The organism is Pedococcus sp. P1_H8, from assembly GCF_056405175.1.
In genome coordinates, this window is record NZ_JBFUCP010000010.1 from 40,045 (window position 1) to 52,331 (window position 12,287).

At 72.3% G+C, this 12,287-nt stretch carries 11 protein-coding genes; 8 read left to right on the forward strand and 3 right to left on the reverse strand.

Features of this window, described 5'->3' with window-relative positions:
• Window positions 1-9: 9 nt before the first annotated feature.
• The gene (locus AC1DYG_RS15285) at window positions 10-600 is read right to left on the reverse strand and encodes a methylated-DNA--[protein]-cysteine S-methyltransferase (protein ID WP_477640723.1); all 591 of its coding nucleotides are present in this window, start codon (window positions 598-600) and stop codon (window positions 10-12) included.
• A complete protein-coding gene (locus AC1DYG_RS15290) occupies window positions 597-1,091 on the reverse strand; it encodes an RNA polymerase sigma factor (RefSeq protein ID WP_477640724.1) in 495 nt (164 codons plus the stop codon). The genes AC1DYG_RS15285 and AC1DYG_RS15290 overlap by 4 nt, the downstream gene beginning before the upstream one ends.
• 180 nt (window positions 1,092-1,271) lie before the next feature.
• Between AC1DYG_RS15290 and AC1DYG_RS15295 the strand changes: the two genes are divergently transcribed.
• The 5 genes from AC1DYG_RS15295 to AC1DYG_RS15315 all read left to right on the forward strand — a co-directional run bounded on the left by AC1DYG_RS15295 (window position 1,272) and on the right by AC1DYG_RS15315 (window position 6,010).
• On the forward strand, window positions 1,272-2,108 hold the full coding sequence (locus AC1DYG_RS15295) for a glycerophosphodiester phosphodiesterase (RefSeq protein WP_477640725.1): 837 nt from the start codon (window positions 1,272-1,274) through the stop codon (window positions 2,106-2,108).
• A 41-nt stretch (window positions 2,109-2,149) separates the two neighbouring features.
• Window positions 2,150-2,623, forward strand: a complete 474-nt coding sequence (locus AC1DYG_RS15300; RefSeq protein WP_477640726.1) for an ATP-binding protein — start codon at window positions 2,150-2,152, stop codon at window positions 2,621-2,623.
• A 165-nt stretch (window positions 2,624-2,788) separates the two neighbouring features.
• Window positions 2,789-3,679, forward strand: a complete 891-nt coding sequence (locus AC1DYG_RS15305; protein ID WP_477640727.1) for a DUF5926 family protein — start codon at window positions 2,789-2,791, stop codon at window positions 3,677-3,679.
• A 28-nt stretch (window positions 3,680-3,707) separates the two neighbouring features.
• Window positions 3,708-4,448: a glycosyltransferase gene (locus AC1DYG_RS15310; protein WP_477640728.1), complete on the forward strand. Its 741-nt coding sequence runs from the start codon at window positions 3,708-3,710 to the stop codon at window positions 4,446-4,448.
• Between the two features lie 11 nt (window positions 4,449-4,459).
• Window positions 4,460-6,010 carry an MptA/MptB family glycosyltransferase gene (locus tag AC1DYG_RS15315; RefSeq protein ID WP_477640729.1) on the forward strand — a complete coding sequence of 517 codons (1,551 nt, stop codon included), beginning with the start codon at window positions 4,460-4,462 and terminating at the stop codon, window positions 6,008-6,010.
• On the opposite strand, the gene AC1DYG_RS15320 is transcribed toward AC1DYG_RS15315, so the two are convergent.
• The gene (locus AC1DYG_RS15320; protein ID WP_477640730.1) at window positions 5,949-8,141 is read right to left on the reverse strand and encodes a hypothetical protein; all 2,193 of its coding nucleotides are present in this window, start codon (window positions 8,139-8,141) and stop codon (window positions 5,949-5,951) included. The genes AC1DYG_RS15315 and AC1DYG_RS15320 overlap by 62 nt on opposite strands.
• 41 nt (window positions 8,142-8,182) lie before the next feature.
• On the opposite strand from AC1DYG_RS15320, the gene AC1DYG_RS15325 reads away from it, so the two are divergent.
• The 3 genes from AC1DYG_RS15325 to AC1DYG_RS15335 all read left to right on the forward strand — a co-directional run bounded on the left by AC1DYG_RS15325 (window position 8,183) and on the right by AC1DYG_RS15335 (window position 12,256).
• Window positions 8,183-9,508: a glycosyltransferase 87 family protein gene (locus tag AC1DYG_RS15325; RefSeq protein ID WP_477640731.1), complete on the forward strand. Its 1,326-nt coding sequence runs from the start codon at window positions 8,183-8,185 to the stop codon at window positions 9,506-9,508.
• Window positions 9,505-10,455, forward strand: coding sequence for a D-2-hydroxyacid dehydrogenase family protein (locus AC1DYG_RS15330; protein WP_477640732.1), 951 nt, complete (start codon window positions 9,505-9,507; stop codon window positions 10,453-10,455). The genes AC1DYG_RS15325 and AC1DYG_RS15330 overlap by 4 nt, the downstream gene beginning before the upstream one ends.
• A gap of 133 nt (window positions 10,456-10,588) precedes the next feature.
• Window positions 10,589-12,256: an FAD-dependent oxidoreductase gene (locus AC1DYG_RS15335; protein ID WP_477640734.1), complete on the forward strand. Its 1,668-nt coding sequence runs from the start codon at window positions 10,589-10,591 to the stop codon at window positions 12,254-12,256.
• The last annotated feature ends 31 nt before the right edge of the window (window positions 12,257-12,287 follow it).

The following is a 12,287-nucleotide window of genomic DNA, read 5'->3' on the forward strand; positions in this document are numbered from 1 at the left end:
ACCGCGCGCTCAGCGGTGGCTGGCCTCCAGCTCGAGGAGGTAGCGCTTGGCGGCCAGCCCACCGGCATACCCGGTCAGCGCGCCGCTGGAGGCAACGATGCGGTGGCACGGGAGCACGACGCACAACGGGTTGGCCCCGAGGGCGGCGCCGACGGCCCGGGCGGCCTTCGGTCGCTCCACGCGGGCGGCCAGCTCGCCGTAGGTCGCCCGGTCGCCGTAGCCGACCGTCGCCGCGAGGCGGGGCAGCACGGCCCGCTGGAAGTCCGAGGCGAGGGCCAGGTCGGTGCGCAGCGTGAACTCCCGTGTCCGTCCGGCGAGGAAGTCCTCGAGCTCGCTCCGGGCGTCGTCCAGCTCGCGCGGGTGACGGAGCACTCGAGGCGACACGCGCTCGCTGAGTCGCGTCAGCACGTGGTCCTCGTCCTCGGTCGTCGCCACGAACGAAGAGGCGACCAGCGCGCCAGAGTCGTTGCGGGCCAGCAACATCCGGCCGATGGCAGTGTCCTCCACGACATAGGAGACGTCGCTCGGCGCGAGCACCGGAGGGTGCAGGTGGGCAGGACTCGGCTGGAAGGCCGCGAGGCGGGCAGCGGGGTCAGTCATGACACGTCCTTACGCAGGGTCGAGAGCGCGTCGCTCACGAGGCGCCGGCTCATGGCGGGCGAGGTGCCCAGCACGGTGGCGATGGTGGGGTGGTCGAGGTCGGCGACGTACTTGAGGACGACCGCTTCGCGTTGTCGTGGTGGCAGCGCCGCGACCGAGGCCCAGAGAGGGCCGTCGGGCAGGGCCGCGTCGGCGGCCGGAGCGGCCGGACCTGCCGGTCCCGTTGCCAGCGACGCCGGGTCGTCGTGGGGCACCGCCCGGCGGGCCCGTTGGCGGTGCACGTCCATCGCGCACCGGTGCGTGATCGTGAGCAGCCAGCCCCGCAGGTTGCGTGCCGAGCGCAGCGACGGGTAGGCCGCGAGCGCCTGGGTCCATGCCTGCTGGGCCACGTCGTCCCCGTCGACGGGGCCGGCGAGGGCGTGGGCGAGGCGCGCGACGTCGCGCCAGTGGGCGTCGACGAGGGTCTGGAAGGCGGGCAGTGTCACACCCATGGAACGCCGCACCTCCCCGTCCTGTGAGCCGTGTGAGCTGTGTGAGCCGTGTGGGCCCGAGCGGGCCAGCTGAGCCAACCGCTGCGGTATGCCGCGTGCCCGGCTGCCATCGTGCCGCATCGTTGCGGCGATCCGGCAAGGCGCCGGGTGGGATCTGCCGCTGTGTGGAAGCATGGTCTGGTGCTCGACGACGTCGTCCCTGCGCCCTTCCGAGGCCCTGCGCGACACACCCCGCTCGTGATCGCCCACCGAGGTTCCAGCCTCGCCGAGCCGGAGCACACGCTGAGGGCCTACATGCGAGCCATCGAAGAGGGTGCGGACGCCCTCGAGTGCGACGTGCGGCTGACTGCCGACTCGCACCTCGTCTGCGTCCATGACCGCCGCGTCAACCGCACCTCCAACGGACGCGGCATCGTGTCGACCCTCGAGCTCGCGGAGCTGGAGGGCCTCGACTGGGGTTCGTGGAAGCAGGACCACGCCGGTGACCTCGAGCTGCCCGACCGCGACCGCAACCGGCTGCTCACGCTGCGCAACCTGCTCACCACAGTCCTGGAGTCCGACCGCCCCATCGGTCTGGCCATCGAGACCAAGCACCCCACCCGCTATGCCGGGCTGGTCGAGCGTCAGCTGGCCCGGGTGCTCGCCGAGTTCGACCTCGACCATCCCCGGCGTCCCGACCAGCACTGGGTGCGCGTGATGTCGTTCTCCCAGCTCGCGGTCCAGCGGATGCGCCAGCTCTGTCCGGGCGTCCCTGCGGTCTACCTCATCGAGGACTCGGTGCCGCTGCGGTTCCGTGACGGATCGCTGCCCAAGGGCATCCACACGGTCGGGATCGACATCAAGATCCTGCGCCGCTACCCCCAGACCGTGGCTCGGCAGCACCGCCACGGCCACGAGGTCTATGCCTGGACGGTCGACGAACCGGCCGACATCGAGCTCTGTCTGGACCTCGGCGTCGACGCCATCATCAGCAACCGTCCGCGCGCGGTCCTCGACGCTGTGGAGGTCAGTCGGTAGTCTCCGAGCGAACTCGCAACGATCGGACATGGGCACTGGGCATGGCAGCAGCACCACTGGGGGAACGCCCCCACCGCTCGCAACCGTCGTCGGGCGGGCGCAGCCGAGACGCGTCCCGGACACTCCGGGTCCCGTGGCGCGCGACGTCGGTCGCCCAGATCCGCAAGGCGCTCGTCGACGACCTCGAGGGACGTGAGGTGCCCGCCGCCGTCATCGACGAGGCCGAGATCGTGGTGTCCGAACTCGTCTCCAACGCGGTCCGGCACGCCCGCCCCCTCGCCGACGGCAACCTGCGGGTGCACTGGAAGGTCAAGGGCGGCGTCGTCGAGGTCGAAGTGACCGACGGTGGCAGCGAGAGCACTCCCCGCCCCGCGCCGCGGACGATCTGGGCGCCGTCCGGTCGAGGCCTGCGCATCGTCCGCAGCCTCGCCCACGAGTGGGGAGTCACCGAGGACCGCAACGGTTCGACGGTGTGGGCCTCCCTCGGCGGCCCCTCCCGCCGCCGCAGCCAATAGTTTTTGTGTTCGCCTCCTCCCCTGCGCCACTCCTTCGTCGGGCGCAGTGCGGGAGGTCGTCGGCGAACTGACTGATCCTTTTGATTCGCCTCCTCCCCTTCGCCACTCCTTCGTCGCGGCGCAGTGCGGGAGGTCGTCGGCGAACTGTCCAATAGGGTCTACTGCATGGGCAAGGCATCACGGCGCCGCAAGGGCGCAGACCACGGCACCGCCACGACGCGCGTCGATCCTGCACCGTTCGTCGCACGGCCCTTCGAGGGTCTGCCCGGGGAGACCGACTGGGTCGCGATGCGCGAGATCCTCCCGGCCGCCACGGCGACCGTCAGCTTCGCGAAGGGCCAGGCCCCCGAGGGCGCGCCCACCCAGGTGACCGTTGCCACGGTGCTGCCGCTCGCGTGGCCCGGCCTGCACCGCGCCGACGGTGCGGTCTTCGTCGGCACCCAGTCGGGGTCCATCTCCGGTGACGCGTCGCGCGACCTCGCGACCTCGCTGCTGGCGGCTGCCTCGGCCGAGCAGGGCATGCCCATCACCAGCACCCCCGCCGCGACGGCGGACACTCCCCGGCTGCAGGACCTCCTCGACACCTCCGCGCCGTTCGAGGTGACGGTGCACGAGGGCTTCGACTTCTGGGTCGGTGACAGCGAACTCGACGACGAGGCCAAGGCCTCGCTCGACCGCGCCAACGAGTCGGTCATCCCCACCGTCAAGATGACCGCCGCGCCGTCGGCCTACTGGTGCCGCATCGGCGATCGCACCCACATCCGCCTCGTGCTCCCCGAGGACGAGGACGTCGCCACCGACGCCCTGTCCCGACTGCACGCCAGCGGCGACAGCGGGCTCGGTGACCCGACCCGCCTGCTCGGCGCGTTCCGCGCCGGCGGCCTGCTCGTCCCCGTCTGGGACCTCGACTCGGACAAGACGTCCGCCGACTACGAGGCCCCCCTGGCGGAGTTCATGACCCGGTATGCCGCGGCCTCGGCCGCCGACTCGCCCCTCACCGCGGAGGAGCGTCGGGCCCGGTCCGGACTGCTCAGCCGCCAGGTGACCCTGCGCTGAGATGACCCGCTGACATGACCGTGCTGACATGACCGAGCCCACCACCCCGACCGTGGCCGCGGTGATCCCGGCCAAGGACGAAGCGGACCGGATCGCTGCGACGGTTGGCGCCGTCCGCGGCATACCGGGGGTGGACCTGGTCGTCGTCGTCGACGACGGCAGCTCAGACGACACGGCGCGGATCGCGCGCGAAGCCGGCGCCGAGGTGGTGCGGCACGCCCGCAACCGGGGCAAGGCTGCCGCGATGACCACGGGTGCCGGCTACGTCACCCGTCACGAAGGGGTGGAGGGCCGCGTGGGTGGTTCCGCCGGCCGGCGCCCGCTGCTCTTCGTCGACGGTGACCTGGAAGACACCGCGGCCAACGTCGCGGTGCTCGTGCCGCCGGTCCTCGCGGGCCGCGTCGACATGACGATCGCCACCCTGCCTCCGCAGAAGACGGCGGGCGGCGGGCACGGTTTCGTGGTCCGGTTGGCCCGCAAGGGGATCGAGGACCTGACCGGTTTCGTTGCCCACCAGCCTCTTTCGGGGATGCGGTGCATCTCCCGGCAGGCGTTCGACGCGGCCAGCCCGCTCGCGCGAGGCTGGGGCGTGGAGGTCGGGCTGACCGTCGACGTGCTGATGGCGGGCCTTCGCGTCGAGGAGGTGCCCTGCGAGCTGCACCACCGCGTCAGCGGCTCCGACTGGCGCGGGCAGGTGCACCGGGCCAAGCAGTACCGCGACGTCGCCCTCGCCCTGGCGCGCCGCCGGGCGCGGCGCGGGCTGCGCTGACCGGCGCGACGATGACGACGGCGGGTGGGGCCTCGACGTCCCTGCGGGGCCGGTTGGCGATGCGCGCCCTGGCCACGCCCGCCCTGACCCTGTCGTTCGCACTCCTCCTGCTGGTGGGACTGGCTGGGCCCAGCGCCGCGAAACCCCCCTTGGGTCCACGCGGCTGGGCCCCCGGAGACCTGCCCTGGTCACCCGGCCCGGCGCTGGTGACCGCCCTGCTGTGGGTCGCCTACGTCGTCGGCGCCCTGGGAGTCGCTGCGCGGCTGCGCGGCGACGCTAACTCGCCTTTTGCATGGGATAGCGCCGGGGGACGCGGCGCTAACTCGCCTTTTGCATGGGATAGCGCCGGGGGGTGGCGCAGGCTCGTCGAGGGTGGCTGGGCGCTTCCTGTCGGACTGGCCGTGCTGGCCCTGCTCACGGGTCCGTTCGGTTCCGCCGACCACACCAACTACGCGGCCTACGGCCGGATCGCCGCCCTCGGCGGAGACCCCTACCTCACCCCGCCGAGCGGGTGGTCCGCCCTGGACCCGGTGACCTCTGCGGTCGAACCCCCGTGGACCGACACGGTCAGCGTCTACGGACCGTTCGCCACCCTGCTCCAGTCGCTGACCTCCCACGTCGCCGGGGCGAACGTCCGCGAGACGGTCTGGTGCTGGCAGGTCCTCGTCGTGCTGGCCTGGCTGGCGGTGCGGTTCCTCCTCCTGCGCGCGGGCGCGACCCCGCGCCGCGTGGACACGCTGTGGACGCTCAACCCCCTGGTCTTCGGCATCGGCGTGCTCGGTGCCCACGTCGACCTCGTCGCCGCCGCGCTGGCCGTGGCCGCCCTCGTGCTGGCCGCGCGTCGCCCTTGGGCCGCCGGCGCCTTCGCCGGTCTCGCGGTGTCCTGCAAGGTCACCTACGGCGTGGTGGCGCTCGCGGTGCTGCTCGCCTGGTGGGCCCACGAGCGAGCCGGGTTCCTCCGGCGGGCCGTCCAGTTCGCGCTCGCCGCCCTCGTCCTCGTCGTCCCCCTGCACCTGTGGGCGGGCCCGCACGTGTTCGACCAGCTGGACCGGGCTCGCCGGTCGATCTCGTTCGCGACGCCGTGGCGGTTGCTCTACGAAGCCCTGAGCGGCCCGCTCACCTCCGGCCACGCCCGCACCGTGGTCACCTGGCTGGCCACCCTGGCAGTCCTCGCCTTCGTCGTCGTCTTCGCCCGGCTCACCAGACACCTCGCGCCGGCGACGTCGACGGGTGCGGCGGTGCGCTGGGCGCTCGTGCTCAGCACCGCGTACACCGTCGCGGCCCCCTACTCGCTGCCGTGGTACGACCTGCTCACCTGGGCGACCCTGCCGGTGCTCGCGGCCAGCGTGCTGGACGTGATCCTGCTGCTGCGACTGGTCGCGATGGCGGTCGCCTACGTGCCGGGTCGCGTGGTCGGCATGACGCCCACCGTCGAACGCGTCTCCTTGTGGGTGCGCCGCACCCCGGTGCCGTATGCCGCGCTGCTCGTGTGGGGGTGGCTCACCCTCGCCGCGAGGCGCGTGTCGTCGCCGACCCCCGAGCCTCGTCCTCCAGCACCCTGACGCTGACGGCGATGATGAGCGGGACCGCGATGATCGCGCCGTTGGCCGGGATCGCCACGCCCGAGTCGTTGATCGCGAAGCCGATGGTCAGGGTGATGAGCAGGGCGATCAGGCCAGGACGCAGCGTCGGGACCGCCTCGTAGGAGCGCTGCAGGGACCGCGATCCCCAGGAGGTCGGTCGGGCCAGAATCACGATGACGAACACCAGCGCGATAGGGACGAGCAGCGCGAGGGGGTAGTTGCCGAACAGGATGTCGATGTTCTGCTGGAGCTTGCGCACGATGATGTCGCCTGCCGTGCCCTTGAAGATCGACTGGAAGAACCGCCCCAGGTGGGACTGGTTCTCGGTGCCCCGCAGGGAGTCGAGGAAGCCCACGAGCAGGAAGAGCGCGATGGTCCCGCCGGCGAGCATGGCGCCGCGGCGCCAGGTCATCCTGATGCCGAGGATCGCGAGCACGAGGTAGACCACTCCGGGCAGGAGGGCTGGGGGACCTCCGCCGTCGGCACCCCACCCGGGGTAGCCGTCCACGACCACGGCCGCCAGCCCGATGGCCAGCGCGGCGGCAGCCGCCGCCCGCGGCATCCCCCGGCGGACGAAGTGGCTGGACACCGCGATGCAGAGCAACAGGGCGGCCGTGCCGAACAGTGCGAAGGTCACGTTGCCCATGCCGTAGAAGCGGCCGCCGACAACGGGTTGCAGTCCCATCAGCGAGGAGATCTGCAGGTGTGACCCGAACATCACGTCGCCACCGAGGACGAGCAGGGTGGCCAGGGCGACCACGACCAGGGGTCCGGTGATGCGACGGGCCCACGGTCCGAGCAGCGCGACCGCCGAGATGAGGGCCACGAACAGGCCGACGCTGAGGACGGCCGCCACCATCGGGACTGGGAACCGCCACCACGGGAGGAGGTTGGCGAGGAACGTCGCGGCCGGGATGGTGGCGGCGACCACCGCCACCCGGCGGGTGATGCGCAGCAGTCGCAGCCGCAGCGCGGTCGAGCCGAAGTCCCGGCGCCAGACGATCGCGGTCAGCAGGTAGATCGCGATCTGGGCAATCACGACCGCGTTGAAGAACGGAGGCACGAGCGGGTGGACCTCGTGGCTGGCCTGGTCGAAGTCCAGCAGGTGCCGCAGCCGGTCGCGCGCCGCGGCCTCGGAGTTGGAGCCCTCCTGGCCCCTGCGCAGCGCGAACCCACCGAGGGGGTCGGGGATCGGCACCCCGGCCGCGCTCAGGGCGGTCACGGTCAGGTCGGCCGACTGCACCAGGCCGTCCTGACGGGTGGAGGGGGAGTACAGGGTGCCGGAGCCGTAGCGCGGACCCTTGGCCGCCACGAGGCGCAGTCGCTCGCTCGCGCCCGCGTCGGACAGGCTCGCGACGACCAGGTCGGACCCGCTGGGTGCGGCTGCCAGCACCTCGGCGATCCGCCTGTCGATGGCGGTGGCCTGCACCTGCCGGGTCCCCGCCTCGGTGGCGATCTCGTTCTCGGGCAGGTCGGTGGGGTCACGCAGCGAACCCACGTCGACGAGTGTGACCCGGCACCGCGAGAGCAGGCCGGTCAGCTGCGTGGGCTCCAACGCGGCATACCTCGGCACGGCGCCGGAGAGGTAGGCCGCGCCCACCCCGGCACCCGGCCCCACGGCCTGCACGCACTGCTTGTTGGAGGCGAGCTGCTCGCCGAGGGTGCCGAGGGTGGAGTCGAACTTGAGGGCGTCGGCAGCCTTGACGTAGCTGTTCCAGTCGGGCACGACGCCGCTGCTCACCTCGGGCACGGGCGGGCACGGGTCGGTGGTCTTGCGGGCGCCGCTCTTGCCGGTGCCCGGGGCGGCTGCGCGGTTGCCGGCCGACAGGCTCAGCCAGCCGTCGATCGGACAGGTGTTGGGGAAGACCGAACGCACGGACAGCGCCGCCGTCGACCCGTCGCGCAGGAACGACCAGAGCGCCGGGGTGCCCTTCGCACTCACGTCGCTCCAGGTGAGGCCGCCCGTGCCGATCAGGATGATCGGGTTGGTTGCGGGGGCGGCCGACGGCTGCTGAGCTGCGGCGGTCGCGCCCGGCAACAGCACGGAGAGCAGGGTCACGAGGAGGATCGAAAACAGGCCGGCGAGGGAGAGTCGGGCGCGGCGGGTCACCCGTACAGGCTACGGGTCGCGGTGCAGGACAGAATGGGGGCGTGACCACCGCGACCCCCACCGCCGCCGTGGCCCGACGTCGTGGACACCGGATCCGCGCCCTGGGTCGCTCCGTCGGCTCCCGAGTGGCGGGGTGGTCGCCAGCCGTCCGGTGGACGCTCGCGGTCGTGATCGTCCTCGCCGGCGCGTCCATACCGGTGCTCCGCTACCTCGTGTTCTGGCCGCTGGACCAGTGGCAGGTCGACGTCGAGGTCTATCGCGAGGCGGGTGTCTCGATCCTCACAGGGCGACCCATCTACTCGGCCATGACCGAAGCCCCCCAGCTGCTGCCCTTCACCTACCCACCCTTTGCGGCGGTGCTCGCGGTCCCCTTGGCGTTGTTGCCCTTCGGTGCCATCGGCTGGCTGTGGACCCTGGCCCAGATCGCGGCTACCGCTGCCATCGTCTGGTATGCCGGGTGGCGCCTCATCCACCGCACCGGCGCCCTCGCGCCGCTGACCCTCGCCCTGCTCACCGTCCCGATGCTGTGGCTGCACCCGGTGTCGGACGGGATCCGGTTCGGACAGGTGAACGCCTTCATGGTGCTGGCCTGCCTGATGGACCTGCGCACGCCGCGTCCCGGGCTGCTGCGCCGCGTCCCGGCCGGGGTCCTCGTCGGCCTGGCGATGTCGATCAAGCTGACGCCCGGTGTCTTCGTCGTGCACTACCTGGTCAACCGGCGGTGGAAGGAAGCCATCACGGCCGTCGTGACCGCGGTCGTCGTGACGCTGGGGTCGTGGGTGCTCCTGCCGGAGGCGTCGTTCGCGTTCTGGGGCGGCGCGCTCCAGGACCCCGCTCGCCTCGGTCCCAACGCCGGCACCTCCAACCAGAGCATCCGCGGCTTCCTGCTGCGGCTGGGGCCCCACGGACTGCCCGGCGACGCCCTGTGGCTGCTACTGGTCGGCGTGGTGGGCTTCATCGGCTTCCAGCTCGCGCGGCGCGCCTACCTGGCGGGCGACTCGATCAGCGAGGTCGCCGCGATCGGGCTGATGGCCGTGCTCCTGTCGCCGGTGGCGTGGATCCACCACCTGCACTGGATGGTCGTCGTCATCTTCGCCGTCCTGGGTGCCGACCCGCTGCGCGACCGCCGCCGCCTCCTCGCCGCCGCGGTGGTGACGGGCTTCTTCCTGTGCCGGTTGCCGTGGTGGGGCATCACCTGGCTGAGCCACCCGGACCAGCCGCGCTGGTTCGGCCGGGTCCTGCAGAACGCCGACACGGTCGGCTCACTGCTCGCCCTCGCCCTGCTGTGGTGGGCGCTCCACACCAAGCCGGCCACGCGGCATACCCAGGGCTCGGAGGTCGTGGAGCGCGCCGAGGCGGCGCCGTGAGGGTCGCGGTCCTCGACGACTACGCGGGGGCGTTCGCGCGGCTGCAGGCGGCGCGGCGGCTCGAGGGCCACGAGGTGGTGGCGTTCCCCGACTCGGTGACCGGGGAGGCGCTGGCCGAACGGCTCGACGGTTTCGACGCGGTCATCCTGCTGCAGCAGCGGACCGCCGTTCCTCGCGCCGTGGTCGAGCGGCTCACCACGGTGCGGCTGCTCAGCCAGACGGGACGCAACACCGGCCACCTCGATGTCGCTGCCTGCGCCGAGCGTGGGATCACGGTCTCGGCGGGAGGGGCCGGAGGGCCCCAGGCGACCGCAGAGCTGACCTGGGCGCTCATCCTGGCTGCCCTGCGGCACCTGCCCGACGAGGTGCAGCGGCTGCGCGCCGGGCAGTGGCAGGCTTCGGTGGGCACGGGCCTGCACGCGAAAACCCTTGGTGTCTATGGCTTCGGGCGCATCGGCAGCCTCGTGGCCGAGGTCGGGCGCGCCTTCGGGATGCGCGTGCTCGTGTGGGGACGTCAGGGTTCGCTCTCCCGGGCGAGCCACGCCGGGTATGCCGCGGCGACCAGTCGCGCCGCCTTCTTCACCGAGTGCGACGTGCTGAGCGTGCACCTGCCGCTCACCGCCGAGACGACCGGGATCGTGACGGCTGCGGATCTTGCCCTGATGAGGCCCGACGCGCTGTTCGTGAACACCTCGCGGGCCTCGATCGTCGCCCCCGGAGCGCTGGTGTCGGCGTTGGAGGCTGGGCGTCCCGGGCGGGCCGCCGTCGACGTGTTCGAGGTCGAACCGGTGCTCGGCGCCGCCGATCCGTTGCTGGCCCTCGCGAACGTGACCGCGACCCCGCACCTCGGGTACGTCGAGTGGGACGCGCTCTCGCGGCTCTACGACGCGGCGGTCGACCAGGTGCTGGCCTTCGCGGCGGGCGCGCCCGTCAACGTCGTGGTCTGACTCCGTTCCGGCCGGGGCGGTCGGCAGGGGTGCTGGACCATGGCGCGGCTCCGTCGGGTACAGGTAGCCTCCGAGCAGCGGACCGCCGCCCCGGGTGCAGCGCCGGGCCGGGCGACCCGGGACGGAGTGACCCGTGGCCAAACCGACGATCCTGGCCGTCGACGACGACCCCGTCGTGTCCAAGGCCATCACGCGCGACCTGCGGGACCGCTTCGGCGCCGACTACCGGGTGGTCGGTGCCACGTCGGGGGCGGGCGCGCTGGAGCTGCTGACCGAGTTCACGTTGAGAGGGCGTTCGATCGCGCTCGTGGTGTCGGACCAGCGAATGCCGCGGATGACCGGGATCGAGCTCCTCGAGCAGGTGCGCGGCCTGAGTGCGGACACCAAGCTGCTGCTGCTGACTGCCTATGCGGACACGGACGTCGCCATCCGGGCGATCAACGACATCGGGCTCGACTACTACATGCTCAAGCCGTGGGACCCGCCGCAGGACAAGTTCTTCCCCGTGGTCGAGGACCTGCTCGGGGACTGGCGGGACACCCACCGTGACGACGCCGCCCAGGTCCGGGTGGTGGGCCACCGCTGGTCCGACCGCAGCCAAGAGGTCAAGACCTTCCTCGCGCACAACCACGTGCCGTACCGCTGGCTCGACGTCGAGAGAGACGACGGCGCCCGTGAGCTGGCCGAGCTTGCCGGCGCCCAGGCCTCCGACCTGCCCCTCGTGCTCGTCCCGGACGGCGAGCCGCTGCGCAGCCCGAGCAACCGGGAGCTCGCAGACGCCCTGGGCCTGCACACGCTGGCCGATGCCCCCCTCTACGACCTCTGCATCGTGGGTGGCGGCCCGGCTGGACTGGCTGCAGCCGTCTACGCGTCGTCCGAGGGACTGCGCACGGTGGTGGTCGAGCGCGACGCACCTGGCGGGCAGGCGGGACAGAGCGCCTCGATCGAGAACTACCTCGGCTTTCCCAAGGGTCTGTCGGGGGCGGACCTGACCCACCGGGCCGTGGCGCAGGTGGCCAGGTTCGGCGCCGAGATGGTGGTCGCACGCGAGGCGGTGGGACTGCGGACAAAGGGTCCGGTGCACGCAGTCGTCATCGACGGCGCCGACGAGCTGGAGGCGCGGGCCGTGGTCATCGCGACCGGCGTGTCCTACCGCCGACTCGAGGCGGCGGGCCTGGAGGGGCTGGGTGCTCGCGGGGTCCACTACGGGGCGTCGGCCAGCGAGGCGGCCCAGTGCGAGGGCGAGGAGGTCTATCTCGTCGGGGCCGCGAACTCTGCGGGCCAGGCAGCACTGAACCTCGCGAGGTACGCCAAGAAGGTGGTGATGCTGGTCCGCGGCGCCGGCCTCGAGCTCACCATGTCGCAGTACCTCGTCGCGCGGATCCGGGCCTGCACCAGCATCGAGGTGCGGGTGGGGTGCGAGGTGGTGGCTGCGGCCGGCGACGGGCACCTGGAGTCCCTGACGCTGCGCGACCGGGCGACCGGGGCGACCGAGGAGGTCGAGACCTCGTCGCTGTTCATCTTCATCGGAGCGATGCCACGCACCGACTGGTTGGGGGACGAGGTGGTTCGCGACGACCACGGGTTCATCGTGACCGGCCAGGACCTGCTGGTGGGTCAGGGCCGTCCGGGCCGTCCGTCCTGGTCGGCGGACCGTCCGCCCTACGCCCTGGAGACCAGCATCCCCGGCGTGTTCGCGGCGGGGGACGTGCGCCTCGACTCGATGAAGCGGGTGGCTTCCGCGGTGGGTGAGGGCGGCATGGCGGTCTATCTCGTCCACCGCTTCCTGGCGACGACGTGAGTGGGCGACATGGGGGGGACGACGTGGGGAG

Excerpts from the sequence above, each read along its gene's own strand:
- AC1DYG_RS15285 (WP_477640723.1), bottom strand. The coding sequence starts at position 600 with ATGACTGACCCCGCTGCCCGCCTCGCGGCCTTCCAGCCGAGTCCTGCC.
- AC1DYG_RS15290 (WP_477640724.1), bottom strand. The coding sequence starts at position 1,091 with ATGGGTGTGACACTGCCCGCCTTCCAGACCCTCGTCGACGCCCACTGG.
- AC1DYG_RS15300 (WP_477640726.1), top strand. The coding sequence starts at position 2,150 with ATGGCAGCAGCACCACTGGGGGAACGCCCCCACCGCTCGCAACCGTCG.
- AC1DYG_RS15305 (WP_477640727.1), top strand. The coding sequence starts at position 2,789 with ATGGGCAAGGCATCACGGCGCCGCAAGGGCGCAGACCACGGCACCGCC.
- AC1DYG_RS15310 (WP_477640728.1), top strand. The coding sequence starts at position 3,708 with ATGACCGAGCCCACCACCCCGACCGTGGCCGCGGTGATCCCGGCCAAG.
- AC1DYG_RS15315 (WP_477640729.1), top strand. The coding sequence starts at position 4,460 with ATGACGACGGCGGGTGGGGCCTCGACGTCCCTGCGGGGCCGGTTGGCG.